Genomic DNA, 22,959 nt, shown 5'->3' with positions numbered 1-22,959 from the left:
CGCCGTCCGAAGGACTCTGATGGCGGGTCGATCCACCATTGGGAGAGCGACCGCGATGGCAGAGGAAACCAGCACTGGGCCGAAGGCGTTGGTTCCGGCGAACGACAATGGCGACCTCGTGAGCCCAGAGGGGCGCTCCGAACTCACGGCGGCGGCCAGGATGGACCGGGTGGTTCTGGATATCGCCCGGCTGATCGGCCGGCAATTGGCGCGGGAAGCATTCGAGGCGGGGCCGGCGGCGAACGACAATCGGCCGGGCCGCCGAGAGGGAGAGGGCAGGGGGCAGGATGGCAGCCCCCTTGGGACCAGGAGAGAGGATCTGCCGCCATGACCCGTGTCGCACTCTATGCCCGCTATTCCTCCGACAGCCAACGGGATGCCTCGATCGAGGACCAGTCGAGGCTGTGCCGCGAGCAGGCGGCGCGCGAGGGTTGGAGCGTGGTGGGAACCTATCAGGATGCTGCGATCTCAGGCGCCAGCACAGTCCTGCGGCAGGGCATCCAGCATCTGATACGCGATGCGCAGCGCGGCCGCTTCGATGTGGTGCTGGCCGAGGCGCTCGATCGCATCAGCCGCGACCAGGCGGACGTCGCCACTCTCTTCAAGCATCTCAAATTCGCCGGCGTAACCATCGTCACTCTGGCCGAGGGCGAGATCAGCGAACTGCATGTCGGCCTCAAGGGCACGATGAATGCCCTGTTCCTGAAGGACCTTGCCCTCAAGACCCATCGCGGCCTGCGAGGCAGGGTGGAGAAGGGTAAGGCCGGGGGCGGGCTGTGCTACGGCTACCGGGTGGTGAAGAAACTCGATGCCGCAGGCGAGCCCGTCCGTGGCGACCGCGAGATCGTGCCGGAGGAAGCGACCATCGTGCGCCGCATTTTCCGAGAGTTCGCCTCCGGCAAGAGCCCCAAGGCGATCGCCGTCGACCTCAACAAGGAGAACATTCCCGGTCCGCTCGGCCGGCACTGGGGCGATACCAGCGTGCGCGGGCATGTGATCCGGGGGACCGGCGTCATTAACAACGAGCTCTACACCGGCGTGCTGGTGTGGAACCGCCTGCACTTCGTCAAGGATCCTGCCACTGGCAAGCGCGTCTCTCGGCCCAATCCGCCAATCAAATGGATCCGCACCGAGGTGCCGCACCTCAGGATCGTCGAGGATGAATTGTGGCAGGCCGTGAAGGAGAGACAGAAATCCATCGCCAGCCAGTTCGAGGCGGTGGCGATCGCCACGCGCAAGGCCCGCGCCAGGAAGCTGCACACGATGAAACGGCCGGTCTCTCTGCTTTCCGGCTTGCTTACCTGCGGCTGCTGCGGCGGGCGCTACGGGCTGTTCACTCGCGATCGTTATGCCTGCCTGAACCACCAGCGCCGCGGCATCTGCGACAACGGCCGTACCATCACCCGCGAGAAGATCGAGCAGCGAGTGCTCGCAGGCCTGAAGGAAAGGCTCGTCTCGGCCGATGCCGTGGCTGAAGCGATCAGAGCTTATGCTCAGGAGACCAACCGCCTCAACCAGGAGCGTCGCGCGCAGAGCGAACAGGACCGCAAGGCGCTCGACAAGATTGAGAGCGCCATCGCCGGCATCATGGCCGCGATCGAGGATGGCCTGTACCAACCTTCGATGAAAGCGAGAATGGAAGACCTGGAAAAGCAGAAGGCGGAGATCATCGCGCGTCTAGCCGAGGCGCCCACTGACGTGCCCAACCTGCATCCCAACATCGCGGTTCTCTACCGCAAGCGGGTGGAGCAGTTCACGCAGTCGCTCGACGACCACGAGGACGGACGTCCCGCCGCCGAGGCGTTGCGCTCGTTGATCGGAGAGATCGTGCTCACGCCGAGCGACAAGCGCGGTGAGGTGCATGCCGAGCTACGCGGCGAACTCTTCGGGATCCTCGAAATCGCCAAAGCTGGCCAAAATCAAAGGCCTGACAATGTTATGACAAAAGGGGCATCGGGTCCCCGCAACCAATCTCAAAAAACGCCCGCCTCACGCGGGCGTGCTTGTATCCAGCTCCGCTCCCCGCAATCAGAGACTGGTGCGCAAACCAGGCCCTAAGTAATGTTAGCCGGCGGAGCTTAAACTCAGCTGGCTTGCGCGTCGCACGCATCTCGCGAGTGCGGAGATTCTGAAGCGACCGCATCGCGTCCTCGACCGGCCCGGCCTCAGACGCTCTCCAGATAGGTCTCGATCTCGAAGTCGCTGACGTTGAGGGCGAAGGTGTTCAGCTCCTGGCGCTTGCAGGCGACGAAGGCGTCGCGCAGCACGTCCGGGAAGATCTCGGCGACACGCGGGCCGGCCTCGAAGGCGGCGATTGCCGAGGCCCAGTCGGGCGGCAGCTTGGCGAGCGTCAGTCCCTGACCCTCGCCGCCGGTCGGCTCGCCTGGCGAGAGCTGGCGCTCGATGCCGATCAACGCCGCGCCGAGAATCGCCGCCAGCACCAGATAGGGATTGGCGTCTGCGCCGGAGACGCGATGCTCGATGCGTCGCGCGGCCGAAGGGCCGCCAGGAATGCGGATCGCCACCATGCGGTTTTCATAACCCCAGGCGACGGCGGTCGGCGCATAGGATCGCGGCCGCAGCCGGCGGTAGGAGTTGAAATGCGGCGCGAACACCAGCGTGCTCTGGGCCATCGCGGCGAGCAGGCCGCCGACGGCGTGGCGCATCGTATCGGAGCCTTGGTCCGAGCCGTCGTCGAAGATGTTGCGGCCCTCTCTGTCGAGGACGCTGAAATGGACATGGAAACCATTGCCGGCGCGCTCGCCATAGGGCTTGGCCATGAAGCAAGCGGCAAAGCCGTGCTTGCGGGCAATGCCCTTGACGGTGCGCTTGAAGAGCACGGCGTCGTCCGCGGCGCGTAAGGCGTCGGGCACATGGTTGAGATTGATCTCGAACTGGCCGACGCCGTTCTCGGCGATGGCGGTATCGACCGGAATGTCCTGCATGCGGCAGGCTTCGTAGATATCGTGGATGAAGGCTTCGAAATCGTCGACCTCGTCGATGGAAAGCGCCGCGTCGGAATCGAGGCGCCGCCCGGTCACCGGCGAGACCGGGCCGACGGGCCGTTGCGAGGTCGGGTCGACAAGGTAGAATTCGAGCTCGGTCGCGGTGACGGGCGTCAGGCCGAGCGCGGCGTAGCGGTCGAGGATGCGGGCCAGCGCCCGGCGCGGATCGCCAAGATAGGGAGCGCCGCTGTCATCCGCCAGCCAGACCGGCAACAGCGCCGTCGGATGCGCCGTCCAGTTGACGGGCAGGATGCCGCGGCCCGTCCAATGGCAAAGCCCGTCGGCGTCGCCGGTCGAGAACACCTGGGCGTTGCCTTCGATGTCCTCGCCCCAGATGTCGAGCCCGATGGCGGAGTAGGGCATACGCAGCTTGCCTTCGAGCGCCTTGCGCGCCTGCTCGACCGGAATGCGCTTGCCGCGCATGATGCCGTTCAGGTCGCACACCGCAGCCCTGAGGCTCTGGATGTCCTTCCTGCTGTCCAGCCACTTCAAAACGTCCGCAATCGCATCGCTCAATTTCCAGCCCCCTTTCTGGGTGCTGTAGCCCTGCCGGCTACGATATCCAATTTTCAGCTTGTGAGTTCGTGAAGGTCAGCGCGGCTGGTGCCGAGCGGGTTTCCTTCATTTTTTCAAGTCACTAGCCGGGATATCGGGAGGCATTTCGGGTCCGCTTTGCGCGATCTGCGATCGCAACATAGCTGGCGAGTGGAGGAAAGCCAAGGGGCATTCGAGCAGTCGTTACTGGATAGGATGCAGCTGAAACCATTGATGCCGGCGCGAAGGATCGCCAACATCCCGAATGCTAATGCCGCTGTTTCGGGAACCTGATCTGCTCCAGGATGTGCGTCGCGCCTTCGGCGATATCGCGCACGATCGCGGCTCGCGCCCTTTCGCCGTCGCGGGCCTCGATCGCCGCCACGACTTCCTCGTGATAGTCGATGCCGAGAATGCCGGCGAGGTCGTCCTCGAAGCCGATGCGCAGATTACGCAGGAAAGGGCCGACCTGCATCCACACCGTCTCGATCAGGAAGATCATCTGCTCGTTGCCGCAATGGCGGTAAACCCCGAACTTGAAGTCGTGGTTCTTGCGCAGATAGGCGTCGATGTCGCCGCTGCGGGCGGCCTGGGTGAGCTCGGCGCAGAGACGGCGGATCGCGCGCAGGTTGTTGCCGTTGATGCGCTTTGTCGCGAGCTCGGCGGCCGTGCCTTCCAGGACCGTGCGCACGGCGGTCAGCTGCTGGAAGCGGTCGGCCGAAAGCAGCGGCACCTCGACGCTGCCGTTCGGCATCGGGCTCAACGCCCGCAGCGCCTGCAGCCGCATGAAGGCGCTGCGAACCGGCATGTCGCTGGTGCCGAGTTCCTTGGCGAGCTTGCGCGAGGTCAGCTTCTGGCCGGGCTGGAGCTGGCCTGACATCAGCGCCCGCACGAGTTCCAGATAGACTTTTTCATGCAGGGGCACTGTATCGAGGGCGGTCAGTCCGAATCGTGTTTTGTCGGCCATTGGCTCTGCGCTGCCTGATCCGTCCTGAAATCTGTTTCGTCACTCGATCCGACGCCGGGATAGCCGGCCGGCCGTTTCGGCCGCACGATAGACGTTCATCGCGAGCTGCCGCAAGGCGGCCGGGGTTGCTATCCGATCCGCGCGTCGATGATCTCGACGAAGCGGGCGAAGAGACCGGCCTGCGACTTGATCTTCAGCTTGCGGTAGATGTTGCGGCGGTGGACCTTGACGGTTCCCGGCACGATGCGCAGCGCCCTGGCGATCGATTCTGTGGAGTGCCCTTGAAGCACCAGGTCGACGACCTGCTTTTCGCGCGAGGTCAAGGACAGGCTCTTCCAGATATGCGCCCGGTCGTGTTCGTTGGTCATCGCGATGGCATCGCCGGATGGCTGGGCCGCAACCTCGTCGGTGGGCAAAGCCGGCCAGCGCTGCTTGCAGAAGCCGATCACCGCCGGTGCCATGTCGCGCAGCAGCCTGGCGTCGGCGGTTCCGAACGGACCGGTGGCGCGCAGCCGCATCAGCGACAGCACCAGCGCGTCCTTGCCGACCAGCGGCACGAAGAAGCCGACCTCCTCGGCAAGCCGGGTCTGGCTGTAATAGGAGCGATAATATTCGCTGGCATAGAAGCGGTCCGGCGCCAGCTCGCGCATGCGCCAGAAACCCTCCTTGCGCTCGACCGCGGCGTGATGGAAGGGGTCGAGCAGATAGGGCCCTTCCTGATAGAGCGCGACGAAGATGTGGCTCTCCGCCGGCGAGAAGGTCTCGAACAGGAGCGGCGGCCGCGCGGCGCCGCGATAGCCGAAGATGACGCAATGGTCGAAGCGGACATGGCCGCGCAGCCAGCCGACGATCGCCTTGCCGAAATTGTCGCCGCCGGTCTCGCGCGCGGCGGCTATCACCGCAGCCAAGGCATTGTAGTCGTCACTGCGGGAGGCGGCCAATCCATACCCCTCTAAACGATAAAATCGGCTAAATATACCACCTGCGAGGTATATACTAGGCGCCATTGGCTCTGCTAGCGTCATGACATTGCCTCATGCTGTCGCTGGAGCCCGTGGCTTGACTGCAGTGCCCGATATCGAATTTCGCGCGGTCACCAAGCGCTATGGCGCGGTCACCGCGGTGAGCGGCATCGACCTTGCCATCCCGCCCTCCGCCTTCGTCGCGCTGCTCGGTCCTTCCGGCTGCGGCAAGACGACGTGCCTGCGCATGATCGGTGGCTTCGAGCAGCCGAGCGAGGGTCAGGTGCTGATCCGCGGCCGTGACATGGCCGGAACGCCGCCCTACCGGCGCCCGGTCAATATGGTGTTCCAGCAATATGCGCTGTTCCCGCATCTCGATGTCGAGGAGAACATCTCCTACGGGCTGCGCCAGGCGCGGCCCAGGCTGTCGTCGCGCGAGATCAGCCAGAGGGCGGGCGAGGCGCTTTCAATGGTGCAACTCACCGGTTATGGCCGCCGCAAGATCCACGAGCTGTCCGGCGGCCAGCAGCAGCGCGTCGCGCTCGCCCGCGCGCTGGTCAACAAGCCGGCGGTGCTGCTGCTCGACGAGCCGCTGGCGGCGCTCGACAAGAAGCTGCGCACCGACATGCAGATCGAGCTGCAGAACCTGCAGCGCGAGATCGGCATTACCTTCGTGCTGGTGACGCACGACCAGGAGGAAGCGCTGTCGATGAGCGACTTCGTCTGCGTCATGAATGGCGGCCGCGTCGTTCAGCTCGGGCAGCCGAGCGAGATCTATGACGAGCCGGCCGACCTGTTCGTCGCCGATTTCGTCGGCAAGACCAATCTCTTGAGCGGCAAGGTGGCCGGGCTTTCCGGCGACCTCGTCGACATCGCGCTCGCCGACGGCACGGTGATTGCGGCGCGCAAGCGGGTGCCGCTCAGCCGGGGCGAGGCGGTATCGGTCAGCCTGCGGCCGGAATCGCTTAGCCTCTCGCCAAGCGAAGGCGCCCTGCAAGGCATCATCCGCAACCGCATCTTCCTGGGCTCGACGGCGGAGTACGCGATCGAGGTCCAGGGTATCGGATCGCTGCTCGCCAAGGCCGATCACGTGACCGGCCAGGGCAATCTGTTCAAGCCGGGCGAACCCGTCGCCATCGGCTTTGCCGCCGGAGCGCCGCTGGCGTTTCCGCACGCCAACAATAACGGGACCAACCAGAGGGAAGACCAAAATGCCGAAATCCTATCGTGACGGACTGCCGATAAGCCCCGATAAATTCGTCGATCAGTTGATGCGCCTGAAGCGCGGCTCGATCAGCCGGCGCGACTTCCTCGGCCTCACCGGCCTCGGTGTCGCCACCGCGGTGATGGCGCGCGAGCTCGGCATCATGCCGACGCCGGCCTTTGCCGCCGAAAACCTCGGCGACCGCATGTCGATCGCCACCTGGCCGAATTACCACGACCCGCAGACCTTCGAGAATTTCAAGGCCGAGACGGGCGTTGCCGTGGAGGTCAACGTCTTCGGCTCGAACGAGGAGATGCTGGCCAAGCTGCAGGCCGGCGGCTCGGGCTGGAGCCTGTTCGTGCCGACCAATTACACGATCTCGACCTACAAGAAGCTCGGCATCATCGAGCCGCTGGACATGGCGAAGCTGCCGAATTTCGACGGCAAGTCGGAAGATGCGCGCTTCACCGCCGAAGGCACGATCGACGGGACGATCTATGCCGTGCCGAAGAACTGGGGCACGACCGGCTTTGCCGTCAATACCAAGAAGCTCGCCAAGCCGATGACGAGCTGGAAGGAGTTCTGGGATACCGCCATGGCGGAAGCCGACGGCCGCACAATGGTGCATGACTATCAGCTGACCACCATCGGCAATGCGCTGAAATATTACGGCTACTCGTTCAATTCGCTGAAGCAGGATGAGCTCGCCAAGGCCGAGGAACTGCTGCTCAAGGTGAAGCCGCATCTGTTCGCGGTGTCGAGCGACTACCAGCCGGGGATGCGCGCCGGCGATGCCTGGATGACGATGTGCTGGACCAATGACGGCGCGCAGCTCCATCGCGACATCCCCGAGATCGCCTACGTGCTCGGCAAAGAAGGCGGCGAGATCTGGACCGATTTCTACGCCATTCCGAAGGACGCGCCGAACAAGCCGGCCGGTTACGCGCTGCTCAACTATCTGATGAACCCGAAGGTTGCGGTGAAGGAGCATCTTGCCAATGGCGCGCCCTGCACGGATGCACGGGTCAACGCGTTGCTGCCCAAGGAAGTGCTCGACAATCCGATCCTCTATCCTGCGGCCGACCTGTTGAAGCCGCTCGAGTTCGGCGCCGCCGCGACGCTGACCGATCCGGGCCGCGCCGAGCTGATGGCGCGCTTCAAGTCGGCTTGAGCAAGACCGGTCACAAACCCGATCCTGACAATGCGACCGGCGGACGAAAGTCCGCCGGCTCCCAACCGGCTTTCCCGATGCGCCGCAGTCTCTTCCGCAAAAATCTCGTGACGGCGCTGCTGCTTGCTCCGGCGGCGCTGTGGCTGGTGATCTTCCTGGTGCTGCCCTTCGTCGCCATCGCCATCTTCAGCGTCGGCGAGCGAGCGCCCGAAGGCGGCTACCAGGCAGCGCTGACCTTCGCGCAATATGCCAACCTGCCCGCGCGGGCGACCGCCTTCTGGAACACGATGGTGCTGGCGCCGATCGGCGCGCTGGCCTGCCTGCTCGTCGCCTATCCCGTCGCCTACTACCTGGCGCTGCGCGCGCCGCATCGCTGGCGGCTGATCCTGCTCGCGATGATCGTCATTCCGTTCTGGACCAGCCTGCTGATGCGTACTTATGCCTGGATGTACATCCTCGGCGGGCGCGGCATTCCGGCTTTGCTCGCCTATGTCGGCATCGAGGATCTGAGGCTGATCAACACGCCAGGCGCGGTGCTGCTCGGCATCGTCTACGGCTACCTGCCGCTGATGATCCTGCCGATCTATGTCAGCCTGGAGCGGCTCGACCGCCGCCTGCTGGAAGCCTCCGCTGACCTCGGCGCGACACCGCTGTCGACCTTTCTCGGCGTGACGCTGCGGCTGTCGCTGCCGGGCGTCATGACCGGCTTCTCGCTGGTGATGATCCTGCTGCTTGGCGAATATCTGATCCCGACGCTGCTCGGCGGCGGCAAGGTGTTCTTCATCGGCAACGCGCTGGTCGATCTCTTCCTGCAATCGCGCAACTGGCCGTTCGGATCGGCCATCGCCATCACGCTGGTGCTGGTCTCGGTCGTGGTGCTGATCGTCGCCAACCGCATCTCGACCCGGTTGTCGGGCGCACGCCGGGTGGACCTGATCTGATGCGCGTCTTCGTCGTCGCCGTCTTTGCCTTCCTCTACCTGCCGATCGTGCTGGTCGTGCTGTTCTCCTTCAATGCCGGCCATCATGCCAGCGAGTTCACCGGCTTTTCCGTGCAATGGTACGGCAAGGCGCTGTCCAATCCCTTCCTGGTCGAGGCGCTGAAGAACAGCCTCTTCATCGCCACCACCAGCGCGCTGCTCGCGGCTTTCTGCGGTACCGCCGCGGCGCTCGGGCTGCAGCGGGTCGGCGCACGGACGCGGGCGCTCTTCGATGCATTGCTAGGCGCCGCGATCGTCGTTCCGGGCGTGGTCATCGGCATCTCCACGCTGGTCGCGCTGGTGCAGCTCTTCGCCGTCGTCAATCCGTTCCTCGCCTCGCTGTGGCCGACCGACCAGCCGCCGAAGCTTGCGCTGGGCTACGGCTCGATCATCGCCGCGCACGGCTTGTTTTCAATGGCGCTGGTGACGATGATCGTCGGCACGCGGCTTGCGAGCCTCGACCGCAATCTGGTCGAGGCATCGAGCGATCTCTACGCCACGCCGCTGACGACATTCCGCTCGATAGTGCTGCCGCAGATCATGCCGGCGGTGATTGCCGGCTTCCTGCTCGCCTTCACCTTCTCCTTCGACGATTTCATCATCGCCTTCTTCGTCGCCGGCGCGCAGACGACGCTGCCGATCTATGTCTTCGCCTCGATCCGCCGCGGCGTGACGCCGGAGATCAACGCCATTGCGACGATCGTGCTCTGCGCGTCGGTCCTGCTCGTGCTGCTGGCGCAATGGCAGCTCGGCCGACGGAAGCCATCGCCTTGAGAGACACAGCCATGATCTTGAAAGACCGTATCGCCGTGGTGACTGGCGCCGGGTCGGGCATCGGACGCGCCGGCGCGATGATCATGGCGCGGGAAGGAGCGTTCGTGGTGATCGCCGACCGCGACCCGGTGGCGGGCGAGGCCACTGCTTCAGACATCCGCGACGCCGGCGGCCGCGCCGAGGCCGTCGCCACCGATGTCGGCGACGACAGGGCCGTCGAGGGCCTCATCGAGGGAACGCTCGACCGGCACGGCCGGATCGACATCCTGCACAGCCATGCCGGTATTCAGGTCGGAGGCACGCTGACCGAAGTCGGCACCGATGGGATGGACGCCTCCTGGCGCATCAATGTGCGGGCGCAGTTTCTGGCGGCCAAGACGGTCATGCCGGCGATGATCGCGCAGGGCGGCGGCGTCATCCTCAACACGGCCTCCAATTCCGGCGTATTCTACGATCGCGAGATGATCGCCTATGCCACCTCCAAACATGCGGTGGTGGCGATGACCAGGCAGATGTCGCTCGACTACGCCAAGCACAATGTGCGCATCAACGCGCTCTGCCCGGGCTGGGTCGACACGCCCTTCAACGCGCCGTTCATCGCGCAAATGGGCGGACGCGATGCGATCGAGAATTATGTCCGCACAAAGATCCCGATGGGGCGTTGGGCGAACCCAGAGGAGATTGCCGAAGCCATCCTGTTCCTCGTCTCCGATCGCTCGTCCTTCATGACGGGACAGGCGCTGGTCGTCGACGGCGGCGAGAGCATTGGCTGATCTGGTCCAGCAAAGCGGGCTTGCGCCGGCAGCGATGATGGTTCAAATCATCGGTTCCACACTTTGTTTTCACGCAATTCCGGACGGAAAACTGCTCACATTTTTCCTGGAATTGCTCTAGCGAGACCCATCATGCAAGCTGCAAAACAGCAATACCGCGCCAGGCATTTGGTTGCCTCCGGTATTTCGTTTGCGCACGTCGGGCTTCGCTGATCATGCGCTGCTGCCGCCACGAGAACCTGCAGCGCGCGGAGGAGACGAAGGTCGGCTCGCATGTCGTTCGCGACGGCTGGACCGAAGGGGTGCAAGGCGCTCCGCACCCGGCCCTTCGGCCGGTCATCAGGCGGGCGTCCGTCCTCGGATAACGCAGCTTAGATAACGCCCTACCGGAACGGACATGCCCGCCGAAGCGATCTCTCCTTCGTACGGACATGACCAATGCCTGACAATCTGAACACCTCATTTCCCGGCGCGGACACGCAAAGCTGGTTGAAGACGCATGCGATCAACGAGGTCGAATGCTTCGTGCCGGACGTCAACGGCGTGCTGCGCGGCAAGACCTTGCCGGTCGCCAAGTTCCTGAAGTCGCTCGACGACCGCGCGCTCTATCTGCCGAGCAGCGCCTTCCTGGTGGCGATCGACGGCCGCTATTCCGGCTCGATCGACGAAGGCTTTGCCTACCAGGATCCGGACATGTGCATGGTGCCGGACGTTTCGAGCCTGTGCCTTGCGCCCGGCAGCGCCGGCAAAGCCTATGTTTTCGCCGATACCTTCCACATGGACGACCGGCCCTGGATGGCCTCGCCACGCCATGTGCTGAAATCGGTGCTCGGCCTTTACGAGCAGCGCGGCTGGCGCGCGGTGATGGCGCCAGAGCTCGAATTCTATCTCACGGCGCCAAATCCCGATCCGGATCGCCCGATCACGGCGCCGGCGGGGCGCAACGGCCGGCCGGAAAGCGTGCAGCATCCCTACGACATGCAGGCGATGGAAGAGTTCGAAGCGGTGACGCGGCGGCTCTATGAACACGCCGCCATCACCGGCTTGCCGGTGGAGACGCTGATCCACGAATCCGGCACGGCGCAGCTCGAGATCAATCTGCTGCACGGCGATCCGCTGACGCTCGCCGACCAGGTGCTTCTGTTCAAGCGCCTGGCGCGGCAGATCGCCCAGGCGAACGGCATGCATGCCACCTTCATGGCCAAGCCGATCGCGGCGCAGGCCGGCAGCGCCATGCACCTGCACATGTCGATCGTCGATCGGAAGGGCGAGCCCCTGTTCGCCGGCGAGGACGGCGAGGACAGCGCGATGTTCTCGCATTTCATCGGCGGCCTGCAGAAATACATTCCCGAAATCATGCCGCTGTTTGCGCCGCATGCGAATTCGTACCGGCGCATCCGGCCCGGCCATAGCGCGCCGGCCAACATCGAATGGTCGCACGACAACCGCTCCTGCGGGCTGCGCGTGCCGCTGGGCGGGCGTGCCGCGCGCCGCATCGAGAACCGGCTGCCGGGGGCGGACGCCAATCCATACCTTGCCATGGCCGGCTCGCTGATCGCCGGCTATCTCGGCATCGAGGAGAAGCTCGCGCGCTCTGAAGAGGCCTTCGGCAATGCCTATAAGAGCAAGAGCACGCTGCCCAAGACGATGGAGGAAGCGCTCGACCGCTTCGCCGCCTGCGAGCCCGTGCGGGCGCTGCTCGGCGAGGATTTCTTTCAGACCTATCTGCGCGTGAAGAGCGTCGAGCTCGACCTGTTCCAGAGCGTCGTGACGTCCTGGGAGCGCGACCACCTGCTGCTCAAGGTGTGACCATGGCTTCGCGTTCGACGGGTTTCAATTCCGGTCTCGATATCGGCAAGTCCTATTATGTCGCCACCGCCAACCCGGCGCCCGACCATCCGGCGCTTGCGGGTGATGTCGAAGCCGATCTGGTGGTGGTGGGCGGCGGCTGCACCGGCCTTTCGGCGGCGCTGCATGCGGCGGAGCGTGGTCTTAAAGTTGTGCTGCTCGAAGGCGGCAAGATCGGCTGGGGCGCCTCGGGCCGCAATGGCGGCCAGATGATCCCCGGCCTGCGCAAGGGCGCCAGGGGCCTGGTCAAGTCCTTCGGGCCGGAACGGGCGAAGGCGCTGTTCGACCTCGCCTTCGAGGCGCGCGGGCTGGTGCTCGACATCATCGAGCGCCACGGCATCGAATGCGATTTGCGTCAGACCGGCCATCTGGTCGGCGCCGTCACCAACTCCGATGTGCGTGACTTCGAGGACGAGGCCGAATGCCTCGCCAAGGTGATGAACTTCACCGATGTCGAGATCCTGTCGGCGGCCGAGGCGCGGCGGATGGTCGACACGCCCTATCAGGGCGCGGTCTACGAAAGGCTCGGCGGCCACATGCATCCACTCAACTACACGCTGGGACTTGCCCGCGCGGCCGTCGCTGCAGGTGTCGTCATCCATGAGAACTCGGTGGCCGTCCGGCTGGAGCGCGAGCCTTCCATCCGGGTGTTCACCGACAAGGGCTCGGTCCGCGCCAGGCATGTGGTGCTGGCCGGCGATGCGCTGCTCAAGGGGCTGGAACCGCGCGTCAACAGCCGCATCATGCCGGTCGGCAACTATATCGTCGCCACCGAGCCCTTGGGCGCGCGCAACGTCATCCCGGCCAATGTCGCGGTCTCGGACACGCTGTTCGTCGTCAACTACTACCGCATGTCGGCGGACGGCCGCCTGCTGTTCGGCGGCGGTGAGCGCTACACGCCGTCGCCGCCGGCCGACATCGCCGGCTTCGTGCGGCCGCATCTGGAAAAGACCTTTCCGCAGCTCAAGGGCTGCCGCATCGACCATGCCTGGGGCGGGCTGGTGTCGATCACCACGTCGCGTCTGCCGCATGTCGGGCACTATGGCGAGGTCTATTTCGCGCATGGCTATTCCGGCAAGGGCGTCATCTTGTCGACGCTGTCGGGCAAGCTCCTGGCGGAAGCGATCACGGGCGATGCCTCGCGGCTCGACCTGTTCTCGACGCTGACGCCGCTGCCTTTCCCGGGCGGCACGGCGCTACGCGGCCCGCTCTATGTGCTCGGGATGCTGTGGTATGCGATGCGCGATCGGCTCCGACACTGACTGGTTTCCTTTCCCCGGCGTGGCTAATGTCGCCACGCCGGGGAGTGACAAGGAAGTGCGATGAACATCGAGTCGGGTCGACTGACCAAGAAAGAGCGCCATGAGCTGATCCTGTCGGAGGTGCGGCGCTCGGCTTCGATCCGCATCTCGAAGCTGGCGCGCCGGATCGGTGTCGCCGGCGAGACCATCCGCCGCGATCTGATCGAGCTCGGCGAGGCCGGACTCATCAACCGCACCTATGGCGGCGCCACCATTTCGCTGGTGACGTCGGAACCGGTGATCGCCGAACGCGGCCTCATAATGGTCGAGGAGCGGGCCCGCATCGGCCGCGGCGCCGCCGGACTGATCGAGAAGGGGTCCATCGTGATGATCGATGGCGGGTCGACAACCTACGAGGTCGCGCGCAGCCTGTCGCAGCTTGGGCGGGATCTGACCATCATCACCAACTCCGTCGGCGTGGCTTCGGTGGCCGGCGCCAATCCGGGCTTCCGCGTCATCCTTTGCCCAGGCACATATGACAGCCGCGAGGCGGCGGTGCTCGGCGAGGACACCGTCGAATTCGTGCGCCGCTACAATGCCGATATCGCCATCATCGGCGCGTCGGCGCTGAATGCCGAAGGGCCGAGCGACATGATCTCGGGCGCGGCGGCGGTGAAGCGGGCGATGATGGCACGATCGCTGTCGACGATGCTGGTCGTCACCAACGACAAGTTCGGCCGCAGCGGTCTGGAGCGCATCTGCGCGCTGAGCCAGATTTCCGACGTCGTCACCGACAGCGAGCCGGCAGCGGAGCTGCGCGCCGCGATCGACGAGGCGGGCGGCGAGCTGCACGTATTCGCCGAATAGACAATCGGCTTTATCGTTTTGTTTTGCGCAATTCCGGACGGAAAACCGCTACGCACTTTTCCTGGAATTGCCTTAGATCGTGATGGCGTTTCGCTGAATCGCCCTCACGATCTAACTCTTTGTTGGAGCATGATCTTTCTCCGAAAACCGGTTCCCACTTTTCGGGATCATGCTCTATCTCCTTGTTTTTACGCAATTCCTGGCGGAAAACCGCTCACACTTTTCCTGGAATTGCTCTAGGCGTCGCGGTTGGTCAGCACGATGTGGCAGCAGCCGGAGCCGTGGCCCGGCGTCCAGGTGACATTGGCGAAGCGCACGCCGGTTGCTTCGAACAGGCCGCGGTCGAAGGCGCCGGCGATGCGGCAGAGCGTGGCAAGTTTCTCCTCGCCGACGCCGGCCTCGACCCAGGCGTCCTTCAGCGGGCAGCGCTTGACCTTGAAAGCGATGTGGCCAGGCCCGCGCTCGACATCGGTCGGATACATGCGGCCGCCGTCCGGGCTGACGGCGAGGAACGCCTCGCCGATCGCCGGCGCGTCGTTGGGGCCGAAACCGGCGAAAGCGGCCGCCGCGACTTCCCGGCCGCGTCTCTCGATGGTCCGGATCATCACCGCCTCGGCCTGTTCGGCGCCGAGCTCCGCGGTCAGCTCGTCGAGGAAGAGACGATAGAGATCGGCGCGGTTGCGGAAAGCGGAATCGAGTTCGCGCGACAGTTTCTCGGCCCTGGCGGATTCGGGATAGGTCATGGTGCGTCCTGATCTTGTTGTTTGACCATGGTCTTGTCCGCAAATCGGTTGCCACTTTGCGGGATCATGGTCGGTTGCTGGTCAATCTTGGCGTCGCCGCCACCAGCGCCTTGCCGATCGCCGATTGCGGACTGGCGATGACGGCGCGGGCATCGCCGCTTTCGACGATCCTGCCGGCGTCGAGAATGACGACGCGGTGCGCCACGGCACGGATGACGCCGAGGTCATGCGAAATGAACAGATAGGCGATCCGTTCCTGCCTTTGCAGGTCGAGCAGCAAATCCAGGATCTGGCCGCGCACCGAGACATCGAGCGCCGACACGGCTTCATCGAGCACGACGAGCGATGGCCGCGTGGCGATGGCGCGGGCGATCGCCACGCGCTGGCGCTGGCCGCCGGAAATCTCGTGGATGGCGCGCGTGGCAAGGCCGGCATCGAGGCCGACGCGCTCCAGCAGCGCCGCGACGCGGCGTGGACGCTCGGCACGTGTGGCGATGCCATGGATGCGCAAGGGATCGTCCAACACGCGCGCCACGGTGGCGCGCGGGTTGAAGGCGGCGAGCGGATCCTGGAATACCATTTGCAGGCGGGCGCGGCGCGCTCGCAGCGCCGCGCCCGACAAAGCGCGGAAGTCGGCGCCTTCGAACTCGATTTGACCGGCGTCGGGCTCAATGAGCCGCAGTACCAGCCGCGCGATCGTCGATTTGCCGCTGCCGGAGGGGCCGGCGAGCGCCAGCGTCTCCGCCGGACCGATCTCGAAGGACGCATCGTCGACTGCCGCGAACGGTTTATCGCCGCGACGATAGCGCTTGGTAAGACTGGAGACGGCAAGCACCGTCATGCCGAGGCGCCTTGCCGGCCAAGCAACGGTTCGGCATCAAGGCCGAGATGGGCATCGAGCAGCGCGCGCGTATAGGCATGGCGCGGCGCCTCGATGATCTGGCGGGTCTCGCCGAGCTCGATCAACTCGCCATGGCGCAGCACAGCGATGCGATCGGCAAGCGAGGCTGCGAGCGCGATGTCGTGGCTGATGAAGACGAGCGTCATGCCGTCTTCGTCCACCAGCCTTCGGATCAGCGAAACGATCTCCGCCTGGACGATGGTGTCGAGCGCGCTGGTCGCTTCGTCGGCGATCAGGAGTTTCGGGCCGGCAGCTATTGCCGCGGCGATGGCCACGCGCTGCTTCTGGCCGCCGGAGAGCTGGTGCGGGTAGGCGCGGAGTGCCGCGTCCGGGTCGGGGAGGCGGACGCGTTGAAGCAGGGTTTCGGCCTTGGCGTAGGCTTCAGGCCAAGTCAGTTCGAGATGGGTTCGGGCGACTTCGGCGATCTGCTTGCCGATCGGCATCACCGGGTCGAGGCTGGAAGAGGGGTCCTGGAAAACGAAGCCGATGTCGCGGCCGAGGCGGGGGATGGTATCGCGAGGATGAGAGGTTTGCGATTTCGGTATCGGCCAACCGATGCTTCCGCCGATCACGGCGGTCCCCGCCAGCAACCCCGCGACCGCCAGCGCCAGCGTGCTTTTTCCGGAACCACTTTCGCCAATGATCGCCAGGCGCTCTCCAGCCTCCACATTCAGGCTGACGCTCTTCAGCGCCGGCATCTCGACACCATCACGCCGATAGGCCACCGACAGATCGCGGATGGACAGCAGCGCGGTCACGACAGGCTCCTGCGCACCGCGGCGCTTTCCACCACGCCTTCGCCGGCGAGGTAGACGCCGAGCACGGTCAGCACAAGCGCGACGCCAGGCACGACCGACAGGAAGGGCGCGGTGCGCAGCACCGTACGCCCCTCGGCGATCATGCCGCCCCAAGTGACGCGGTTGGGGTCGCCGAGGCCGAGGAAGGAGAGCGCCGCTTCGGTGAGTATCGCCGCCGCCACGATCACCGCTGACAGCGCCAGCACCGGCGGCAGGGCATTTGGAAGCACCTCGCGAAAAGCAATTTCCAGTGGATGCATGCCGATAACGCGGGCGCCGGCGACATAGTCGCGCTCGCGGATCGACAGCACTTCCGCGCGCGCCACCCGCGCCGGTCCGGTCCAGGCGCCGAGCGCGATGGCCGCGACGACCACACCGAGCGAAGGACCGACGATGCTGACGAAAGCGAGCGCCAGCAGGAAGCTCGGCACGGTCTGGAAGGCATCGGTGACGCGCATCAGCACTTCGTCGACAAGGCCGCCAGCGAAGCCGGCCAAGGTGCCGACCATCGCGCCGATGAGGAGCGCGGCCGCCGCCGCCGCCAGCCCCACCGCCAGCGAGGTGCGGGCTCCGTGGAACAGCTCGGCCAGCACGTCGCGCCCGAGCCGGTCGGTGCCGAGCGGCAGCGACCAGTCCTGGAAAGGCGGCAGCAGCGCCGGGCCGGCGATGGCCTGCGGGTCGCCGGGAAAGAGCAGCGGCGCCGCTAGCGTCATCGCGGCCAGCAGGGCGAGGATAAGCGCGCCGGCGATCGCTTCCGGCGTGCGGAAGAAACGGCGCAGGCGGTTCATGCGCTTGCCTCGCCGGCGCCGACGCGCGGATCGAGGATAGCGTAGGCGAGATCGACCAGAAGGTTGATGACGACGACCAGGACGGCGCTGACCAGGATGATGCCGAGCAGCAGCGGCGTGTCGCGTCCGGCGACGGCCTCCTGCGCCAGCCGGCCAAGGCCGGGCACGGCGAAAACGCTTTCGATGACGACGCTGCCGCCCAGCATCTGCGCCGATTGCAGGCCGAGCATAGTGACCAGCGGCAGAAGTGCGTTGCGGGCGACATGGGCGAGCACGATGCGGCGGCGGGGCAGTCCCCTGGCGCGGGCGGCAAGCACGAAATCCTGCCGCCAGGCCTCGGCCATGCCGGCGCGCATCATGCGCAGATAGAGCGCGAGATAGATGAAGCCGAGCGCCGACACCGGCAGCACGAGATGGACGGCAATGTCGGTGGCGCGGGAAAATCCGGTTTTACCTGAGGCGATGGTCTCGATGCCGCCGATCGGCAGCCAGCGCAAATCGACGGCGAAGACGACGATGAGCACGAGGCCGAGCCAGAAGCCCGGCACGGCGTAGAGCGCCAGCGAGCCGATCGACAGGAAGCGGTCGCGGAAGCTGCCGGGTCGGGCGCCGGTATAGATGCCGAGCGCAGAGCCAAGGCCGAAGGAAAGCGCGGTGGCGCTGCCCATCAGGATCAGCGTGGTCGGCAGGCGCTCGAGGATGATTTCGCGGATCGGCCGCGAGAAGGTGACGGATTGGCCGAGATCGAGATGCAGCAGCGCCCAAAGGTAGTTTGCCAGCCGCGTCAGCTCCGATTGGTCGAGGCCCCAGCGATGACGCAACAATTCGATCATGCCGGCATCGCCGCCGGTCGAGACGATATAGGCGTCGACCGCGTCGCCGGGAGCGGCTTCGAGGAGGAGGAAGCTGCCGATGACGACGATAAGGAGAACGAAGATGCTGCCGACGAGACGGCGGCGCAGGAGGTTGAAGGCGCGGGTCATGGAGAAAAGACGCTGCTCGCAACCCTTGGCGGCCGCGCTCTACGGCGCCCCCCTCTGTCCTGCCGAACATCTCCCCCTCTAGGGGGAGATCAGCCGTCACATCGACTTTCGCCAATTTCCGACGCCGCAGGAATGAGCGAGGCGCAAGAACTGCTAATCTCCCCCCAAGAGGGGGAGATGTCCGGCAGGACAGAGGGGGACGCGAAGGAACTGTCATTCTCCGAAGCTGAGCACCCCTACTGTCGAACCGCAAGGGCAGGATCAACCCGCCAAATAAGTGTCCGCCCAGTTCGACACCGCCCAGCGCGGGTTGTTGGCGATGTTGCCCACGGTGTCGCGGGCGACGCTGATAAAACTCCATTCGGCGACGTTGATCAGCGGCAGGTCGGCCGCGACCTTCTTCTGGAACTCCTTGTAGAGATCGGTGCGGGCGGACGTGTCGAGCGTCTCCGATGCCTTCGCGATCAGCGCGTCGAGCTCGGCGTTCTTGTAGCCGCCCTGGTTGGAGAAAGGCACGCCGTCGGGAATGCCGCTCTGCACCAGGATGGTGGTCGAGATCGCCGGATCGCCGCGGAACACCGGCGGGCCGACGGCGAGGTCGAAGGCATGGTCGGTGTAGACCGCCTTCATATGCGCGGCCGCATCGTTGTTGACGATCTCGGCCTCGATGCCGATGACCGCGAGCGCCTGGCGCAGGTAGTCGCCGAACTGCTTGGTCTCGTTGAAATAGGGCGCCGGCAGCAGCTTCAGCGCAAAGCGCTTGCCGTCATCGGCTCGCTTGTAGCCGGCTTCGTCGAGAAGCGCATTGGCCTTGGCGAGGTCGAAGGGATAGGTCGGCACGTCGGCGGTGTAGAATTGCGGGTCGTTTTTCGGCACCGGGCCCGTCGCGGTCGCGGCGTAGCCGAGAAAAATCGTCTTGACGACGAAGTCCTTGTCGATGGCATGCGCGATCGCCTGCCGCACTTTCAGATCGGCCAGTTCCTTGCGGCGGTGGTTGATCTCGACGACGAGCTGGTAGGTCAACCCCTCATAGCCCTTGGTGATGACCTTCAGGCCGGGCACCTTGGAGATGCGGTCGAGATCGGCGAGCGGCACGGCGGAGAAGGCGGCGAGCTGAATTTCTTCCGCCTCGAGCGCGGCAGCCGCAGACGTGCGATCGGGCAGCACCTGGTAGACGATTTCGTCGAGATAAGGCTCGTCCTTGCCCCAATAGGCGTCGTTACGGGTCAGCCGGTAATATTGGCCGGCCTTGTATTCGGCGAATTTGAACGGGCCGGTGCCGACCGGCGCGTTGTTGGCCGGATTGTCCTCGATCTTGCCCACCTCATAGATGTGTTTCGGCACGACGCTCGACAGCGCCGGCAGCGCGTTGCGGATCAGCTGGAACGGCGTCGGCTTGGCGAATTTGAAGATTGCGGTCAGCTCGTCCGGCGTGTCGACGGCCTCCAGGTCCTTGAACACGGTGCGGCCGAGATTCTGCAGCGGCTTCCAGATCCGCAGCGCCGAGAAGGCGACATCGGCGGAGGTGAAGGGCTTGCCGTCATGCCATTTGACGCCGTCGCGCAATTTGAAGGTCACCGACAGGCCGTCGGCGGTACCCTCCCAGGAAAGCGCGAGCCGCGGCTGAAGCCCGTCCTTGCCGTCGAAGGAGGCTTCGGCCAGCGTCTCGACGATCTTGCTGGAAATGAAGAAGACGCCGTTGGAGGCGACGATGGCCGGGTTGAGGTTGCGCGGTTCGGAATCGGCGGCCAGCACGAGGCGGCCGCCCTTCTTCGGCGTCTGCGCGAGGCCGATGGCCGGCAGCGCGGTCGAGGCCAGCAGCAGCGCCGAGCCGGCCAGCAGGCCGCGGCGTGAAATCGTCAATTCGGACATCGCTCAAACTCCCCTCTTCGCGCCGTCGGGGGCGCGGCAATCGGGCGATTATGGCCCTTGGCAAAGGTTTCGCCAGAGACGGATTTGGCGCATCATGGCTTGGCTTTGAAATTTCCGTCCGCTGGACCACCCAGCTAAAAGGAGTTCCGATCTCATGATCTGGTAGGACCAGATGGTGAGGAGCGGGATTGAACCTCGAATCGAAACCGCCTTTTGGCGCGAAAGTGATCAATTCTGGCTGGACCAGAGTGGCCAAAATGATGCAGATTTGGCCGACAGCCATAATTCATGACAATTCGGCGCCCTTGCAGCCGATGAAAATCAGGGAGAGGCAGATGAACATCGCTCCGGGCAAGACCGAGGTCAGCAGCGTTCCATTCGACCAGGCGCGCGTGGACCGGCTGATGGAAGAGGCCGGCATTGACGTGCTCTTCGCCACCTCCAAGCACAACACGCAATATCTGCTTGGCGGCTACAAGTTCATCTTCTTCGCGGCGATGGATGCGATCGGCCACAGCCGCTATCTGCCGATCGTCCTTTACGAGAAGGGCGGGCCCGAGCATGCGGCCTATATCGGCAACAAGATGGAAGGCGGCGAGCACCAGAACCATCCGTTCTGGACGCCGACCCTGCACGCCGCATGCTGGGGCACGCTCGATGCCGCCAATCTGGCGGTGGAGCATCTCAAGCAGATCGGCAAGTCGGCGGCGCGCATCGGCATCGAGCCGGGCTTCCTGCCGTCCGACGCCTATGCGCTGGTCCGAAAGGCGTTGCCGGATGCCAAGCTGATCGATGCGACCGGCATGCTTGAGAGCATGCGCGCCATCAAGACCGAGGCGGAGCTGGAACAGCTGCGCATCGCCTCCGAGCTGATCACCGACTCGATGCTGGCGACGATCGCCTGGGCGCGCGAAGGAACAACAAAGACCGACATCATCGAGCGGCTAAGGCGCGAGGAGACCAATCGCGGCGCGCATTTCGAATATTGCCTGCTGACGCTGGGCTCCAGCCACAACCGTGCGGCGTCAAGCCAGGCGTGGAAGAAGGGCGAGGTGCTGTCGATCGATTCCGGCGGCAATTGTCACGGCTATATCGGCGACCTTTGCCGCATGGGCGTGCTCGGCGAGCCGGATGCCGAGCTGGAGGATCTGCTGGCCGAAGTCGAGGCCGTGCAGCAGGCGGCCTTTTCCAAGGTCAAGGCGGGCACGCTGGGCGGCGACATGATTTCGCATGCGGAAAGCGTGCTGAAAGCCTCGAAAGTTGCGGCCTACACGGATTTCTTCGCCCACGGCATGGGGTTGATCACGCATGAGGCGCCGTTCCTGATGACCAACCATCCGGTCGCCTATGAAGGCACCTATGCCGCCAAGCCGCTGGAAAAGAACATGGTGCTGTCCGTCGAGACGACCATGCTCCACCCGACGCGCGGCTTCATCAAGCTGGAGGACACGGTCGCGGTGACGGAGAGCGGCTACGTGATGTTCGGCGACCGCGGGCGCGGGTGGAACAGGGGCGGGACGGTCTAACCGAAATAGGCCAGCACTGCTATTTTTAGGCTTGGTATGACCACGAGTTCGGATTCTCGCGCTCTCGTGAAATAGGTTCCCGGACGTTTCATCGCCTCCCAGATGGCTTTATCCATGGCGTTCGAATTGTTCATGCAGGTCAGAGATAGCGAGAAAATACCTTCGCCGCCGACCCAGCCTTCGGGAATGGGCGTTTCCTGCCATTCCGCGTAACTGTGATAATACGCTTCTCGCGTATCTTCCAAGTAGCCCCGACCCTGGCGGGCGCTCAGAAAGAAGGACAGACCTCGCTGCTTTATCGCCGAGACTGTTTCATCTGTCAGGCTAAAGATCACTCCGCCGCATGCTTCGCGGGAAAGTATCGTCGCGTCACTTCCTCTGGTGACTATGCCATTAACCTGGATTGGTTCGGGTAAGGCACTCTCGTAGAAAACCCTCTGGTAGTGTTCCCAGGCAATCCAGATTGATAGCGCAGCTACGGCCGGAATTATCATCAAGTACCGGCGCAAGAGCATACCCCCTTCCTGGTCGGCGATAACCGGTGGAATCGTTTCAAAATTCGGTTATTCGGAGGCGCTGATTTGCAGATTTCTACGATGTTGAACTTTCTCCGCCCGGCGGCAGCAGCCTGAAATCCGGCAGGGCGCGCAGCGCCAGTTCCGGGCCGGCGGGCGAGTAGACGACGAAAAGCTGCATCGGCTGGTCGCCGGTGTTGAGCGTCGAGTGAAAGCGGCTTTCCGGCACATAGATGGTGCAGCCGGGACCGACCTTCGCCACCACCGGATTGCCCTTCTCGTCCTCGACCATCTGCTCGCCATGGCCCGAGATGACGAAGATGATCTCCTCGGCGCCAGGATGGTTGTGGCGGGTGTGGCCCCTGCCGGGCGGCAGGTCGACGACGCCGCCGGAAAAGCGCGCGGCGCCGTTCACTTCCGGCGCGACGGTCAACGACAGTCTGCCCCAGTCGAAGCCGAAGGCGCTGACATCCTTCGGGTAGACGAACACCTTGCTCCTGTCGGCCATT

General features: G+C 64.7%; 23 protein-coding genes. 12 read left to right on the top strand and 11 right to left on the bottom strand.

All coding sequences use genetic code 11. The annotated features are described in order from the left end of the window. The first annotated feature begins 55 nt into the window (after positions 1–55). Both MJ8_RS28235 and MJ8_RS28230 read left to right on the top strand, forming a co-directional pair. The gene (locus tag MJ8_RS28235; RefSeq protein ID WP_201411876.1) at positions 56–331 is read left to right on the top strand and encodes a hypothetical protein; all 276 of its coding nucleotides are present in this window, start codon (positions 56–58) and stop codon (positions 329–331) included. Next, complete coding sequence (locus tag MJ8_RS28230) at positions 328–2,058, top strand: recombinase family protein (RefSeq protein ID WP_201411875.1); 1,731 nt, start codon at positions 328–330, stop codon at positions 2,056–2,058. The genes MJ8_RS28235 and MJ8_RS28230 overlap by 4 nt, the downstream gene beginning before the upstream one ends. Before the next feature lie 107 nt (positions 2,059–2,165). Here the strand turns inward: MJ8_RS28230 and MJ8_RS28225 are convergent, their stop codons facing one another. The 3 genes from MJ8_RS28225 to MJ8_RS28215 form a co-directional block, all read right to left on the bottom strand. After that, positions 2,166–3,521: a glutamine synthetase family protein gene (locus tag MJ8_RS28225; protein ID WP_201411874.1), complete on the bottom strand. Its 1,356-nt coding sequence runs from the start codon at positions 3,519–3,521 to the stop codon at positions 2,166–2,168. A gap of 286 nt (positions 3,522–3,807) precedes the next feature. Then, positions 3,808–4,506: a GntR family transcriptional regulator gene (locus MJ8_RS28220; protein WP_201411873.1), complete on the bottom strand. Its 699-nt coding sequence runs from the start codon at positions 4,504–4,506 to the stop codon at positions 3,808–3,810. A 128-nt stretch (positions 4,507–4,634) separates the two neighbouring features. Continuing rightward, entirely contained in the window at positions 4,635–5,447 is an 813-nt protein-coding gene (locus tag MJ8_RS28215) for a helix-turn-helix transcriptional regulator (protein WP_225248061.1), read from the bottom strand. Between the two features lie 118 nt (positions 5,448–5,565). Here MJ8_RS28215 and MJ8_RS28210 point away from each other — a divergent pair, with 118 nt between their 5' ends. The 9 genes from MJ8_RS28210 (at position 5,566) to MJ8_RS28175 (ending at position 14,325) form a co-directional block, all read left to right on the top strand. After that, entirely contained in the window at positions 5,566–6,699 is a 1,134-nt protein-coding gene (locus MJ8_RS28210) for an ABC transporter ATP-binding protein (RefSeq protein WP_225248060.1), read from the top strand. Continuing rightward, complete coding sequence (locus MJ8_RS28205) at positions 6,680–7,843, top strand: ABC transporter substrate-binding protein (RefSeq protein ID WP_201411870.1); 1,164 nt, start codon at positions 6,680–6,682, stop codon at positions 7,841–7,843. Before MJ8_RS28210 ends, MJ8_RS28205 begins: the two co-directional genes overlap by 20 nt. A 77-nt stretch (positions 7,844–7,920) precedes the next feature. Next, complete coding sequence (locus tag MJ8_RS28200; protein ID WP_201411869.1) at positions 7,921–8,784, top strand: ABC transporter permease; 864 nt, start codon at positions 7,921–7,923, stop codon at positions 8,782–8,784. After that, complete coding sequence (locus MJ8_RS28195; protein WP_201411868.1) at positions 8,784–9,596, top strand: ABC transporter permease; 813 nt, start codon at positions 8,784–8,786, stop codon at positions 9,594–9,596. Before MJ8_RS28200 ends, MJ8_RS28195 begins: the two co-directional genes overlap by 1 nt. A gap of 11 nt (positions 9,597–9,607) precedes the next feature. Then, a complete protein-coding gene (locus MJ8_RS28190) occupies positions 9,608–10,369 on the top strand; it encodes an SDR family NAD(P)-dependent oxidoreductase (RefSeq protein ID WP_201411867.1) in 762 nt (253 codons plus the stop codon). Continuing rightward, a complete protein-coding gene (locus MJ8_RS32600) occupies positions 10,362–10,490 on the top strand; it encodes a hypothetical protein (protein ID WP_263649376.1) in 129 nt (42 codons plus the stop codon). Before MJ8_RS28190 ends, MJ8_RS32600 begins: the two co-directional genes overlap by 8 nt. A gap of 317 nt (positions 10,491–10,807) precedes the next feature. Further along, positions 10,808–12,178, top strand: a complete 1,371-nt coding sequence (locus MJ8_RS28185; protein WP_201411866.1) for a glutamine synthetase family protein — start codon at positions 10,808–10,810, stop codon at positions 12,176–12,178. 2 nt (positions 12,179–12,180) lie between these two features. Continuing rightward, positions 12,181–13,479 carry an NAD(P)/FAD-dependent oxidoreductase gene (locus tag MJ8_RS28180; RefSeq protein WP_201411865.1) on the top strand — a complete coding sequence of 433 codons (1,299 nt, stop codon included), beginning with the start codon at positions 12,181–12,183 and terminating at the stop codon, positions 13,477–13,479. A 60-nt stretch (positions 13,480–13,539) separates the two neighbouring features. Beyond that, entirely contained in the window at positions 13,540–14,325 is a 786-nt protein-coding gene (locus tag MJ8_RS28175) for a DeoR/GlpR family DNA-binding transcription regulator (RefSeq protein ID WP_225248059.1), read from the top strand. A gap of 236 nt (positions 14,326–14,561) precedes the next feature. Here MJ8_RS28175 and MJ8_RS28170 read toward each other — a convergent pair whose 3' ends face one another. From MJ8_RS28170 to MJ8_RS28145, 6 genes are all read right to left on the bottom strand, one after another. Next, a complete protein-coding gene (locus MJ8_RS28170) occupies positions 14,562–15,068 on the bottom strand; it encodes an L-2-amino-thiazoline-4-carboxylic acid hydrolase (protein WP_201411864.1) in 507 nt (168 codons plus the stop codon). 64 nt (positions 15,069–15,132) lie between these two features. Then, positions 15,133–15,909 (bottom strand): ABC transporter ATP-binding protein, encoded by a 777-nt coding sequence (locus MJ8_RS28165; protein ID WP_201411863.1) that lies wholly within the window; start codon positions 15,907–15,909, stop codon positions 15,133–15,135. Continuing rightward, the gene (locus MJ8_RS28160) at positions 15,906–16,727 is read right to left on the bottom strand and encodes an ABC transporter ATP-binding protein (protein WP_201411862.1); all 822 of its coding nucleotides are present in this window, start codon (positions 16,725–16,727) and stop codon (positions 15,906–15,908) included. Before MJ8_RS28160 ends, MJ8_RS28165 begins: the two co-directional genes overlap by 4 nt. Further along, entirely contained in the window at positions 16,724–17,554 is an 831-nt protein-coding gene (locus tag MJ8_RS28155) for an ABC transporter permease (RefSeq protein WP_201411861.1), read from the bottom strand. The genes MJ8_RS28160 and MJ8_RS28155 overlap by 4 nt, the downstream gene beginning before the upstream one ends. Next, entirely contained in the window at positions 17,551–18,537 is a 987-nt protein-coding gene (locus MJ8_RS28150; RefSeq protein WP_201411860.1) for an ABC transporter permease, read from the bottom strand. Before MJ8_RS28150 ends, MJ8_RS28155 begins: the two co-directional genes overlap by 4 nt. 261 nt (positions 18,538–18,798) lie before the next feature. Continuing rightward, positions 18,799–20,409 carry an ABC transporter substrate-binding protein gene (locus MJ8_RS28145; RefSeq protein ID WP_201411859.1) on the bottom strand — a complete coding sequence of 537 codons (1,611 nt, stop codon included), beginning with the start codon at positions 20,407–20,409 and terminating at the stop codon, positions 18,799–18,801. Between the two features lie 335 nt (positions 20,410–20,744). Between MJ8_RS28145 and MJ8_RS28140 the strand changes: the two genes are divergently transcribed. Beyond that, positions 20,745–21,935, top strand: a complete 1,191-nt coding sequence (locus MJ8_RS28140) for a M24 family metallopeptidase (RefSeq protein ID WP_201411858.1) — start codon at positions 20,745–20,747, stop codon at positions 21,933–21,935. Here MJ8_RS28140 and MJ8_RS28135 read toward each other — a convergent pair. Both MJ8_RS28135 and MJ8_RS28130 read right to left on the bottom strand, forming a co-directional pair. Then, positions 21,932–22,450, bottom strand: a complete 519-nt coding sequence (locus MJ8_RS28135; protein WP_201411857.1) for a hypothetical protein — start codon at positions 22,448–22,450, stop codon at positions 21,932–21,934. The two genes, MJ8_RS28140 and MJ8_RS28135, sit on opposite strands and share 4 nt — an antisense overlap. A 76-nt stretch (positions 22,451–22,526) precedes the next feature. Next, positions 22,527–22,958, bottom strand: a complete 432-nt coding sequence (locus MJ8_RS28130) for a cupin domain-containing protein (protein WP_201411856.1) — start codon at positions 22,956–22,958, stop codon at positions 22,527–22,529. Between the last annotated feature and the right edge of the window lies 1 nt (position 22,959).

Origin of the sequence: Mesorhizobium sp. J8 (genome assembly GCF_016591715.1) — a bacterium.
In the GTDB taxonomy this organism is placed as follows: domain Bacteria; phylum Pseudomonadota; class Alphaproteobacteria; order Rhizobiales; family Rhizobiaceae; genus Mesorhizobium.
Note: the sequence above shows the minus strand (reverse complement) of the source record. Positions and strands in the feature narration are given on the sequence as shown.

What these genes read in the sequence shown, in the direction of transcription:
- MJ8_RS28230 (WP_201411875.1), top strand. Translation starts at nt 328, where the DNA reads ATGACCCGTGTCGCACTCTATGCCCGCTATTCCTCCGACAGCCAACGG.
- MJ8_RS28185 (WP_201411866.1), top strand. Translation starts at nt 10,808, where the DNA reads ATGCCTGACAATCTGAACACCTCATTTCCCGGCGCGGACACGCAAAGC.
- MJ8_RS28220 (WP_201411873.1), bottom strand. Translation starts at nt 4,506, where the DNA reads ATGGCCGACAAAACACGATTCGGACTGACCGCCCTCGATACAGTGCCC.
- MJ8_RS28235 (WP_201411876.1), top strand. Translation starts at nt 56, where the DNA reads ATGGCAGAGGAAACCAGCACTGGGCCGAAGGCGTTGGTTCCGGCGAAC.
- MJ8_RS28165 (WP_201411863.1), bottom strand. Translation starts at nt 15,909, where the DNA reads ATGACGGTGCTTGCCGTCTCCAGTCTTACCAAGCGCTATCGTCGCGGC.
- MJ8_RS28155 (WP_201411861.1), bottom strand. Translation starts at nt 17,554, where the DNA reads ATGAACCGCCTGCGCCGTTTCTTCCGCACGCCGGAAGCGATCGCCGGC.
- MJ8_RS28175 (WP_225248059.1), top strand. Translation starts at nt 13,540, where the DNA reads ATGAACATCGAGTCGGGTCGACTGACCAAGAAAGAGCGCCATGAGCTG.
- MJ8_RS28200 (WP_201411869.1), top strand. Translation starts at nt 7,921, where the DNA reads ATGCGCCGCAGTCTCTTCCGCAAAAATCTCGTGACGGCGCTGCTGCTT.
- MJ8_RS28195 (WP_201411868.1), top strand. Translation starts at nt 8,784, where the DNA reads ATGCGCGTCTTCGTCGTCGCCGTCTTTGCCTTCCTCTACCTGCCGATC.
- MJ8_RS28140 (WP_201411858.1), top strand. Translation starts at nt 20,745, where the DNA reads ATGAACATCGCTCCGGGCAAGACCGAGGTCAGCAGCGTTCCATTCGAC.
- MJ8_RS28130 (WP_201411856.1), bottom strand. Translation starts at nt 22,958, where the DNA reads ATGGCCGACAGGAGCAAGGTGTTCGTCTACCCGAAGGATGTCAGCGCC.
- MJ8_RS28135 (WP_201411857.1), bottom strand. Translation starts at nt 22,450, where the DNA reads ATGCTCTTGCGCCGGTACTTGATGATAATTCCGGCCGTAGCTGCGCTA.
- MJ8_RS28190 (WP_201411867.1), top strand. Translation starts at nt 9,608, where the DNA reads ATGATCTTGAAAGACCGTATCGCCGTGGTGACTGGCGCCGGGTCGGGC.
- MJ8_RS28205 (WP_201411870.1), top strand. Translation starts at nt 6,680, where the DNA reads ATGCCGAAATCCTATCGTGACGGACTGCCGATAAGCCCCGATAAATTC.
- MJ8_RS28150 (WP_201411860.1), bottom strand. Translation starts at nt 18,537, where the DNA reads ATGACCCGCGCCTTCAACCTCCTGCGCCGCCGTCTCGTCGGCAGCATC.
- MJ8_RS28170 (WP_201411864.1), bottom strand. Translation starts at nt 15,068, where the DNA reads ATGACCTATCCCGAATCCGCCAGGGCCGAGAAACTGTCGCGCGAACTC.
- MJ8_RS28180 (WP_201411865.1), top strand. Translation starts at nt 12,181, where the DNA reads ATGGCTTCGCGTTCGACGGGTTTCAATTCCGGTCTCGATATCGGCAAG.
- MJ8_RS28145 (WP_201411859.1), bottom strand. Translation starts at nt 20,409, where the DNA reads ATGTCCGAATTGACGATTTCACGCCGCGGCCTGCTGGCCGGCTCGGCG.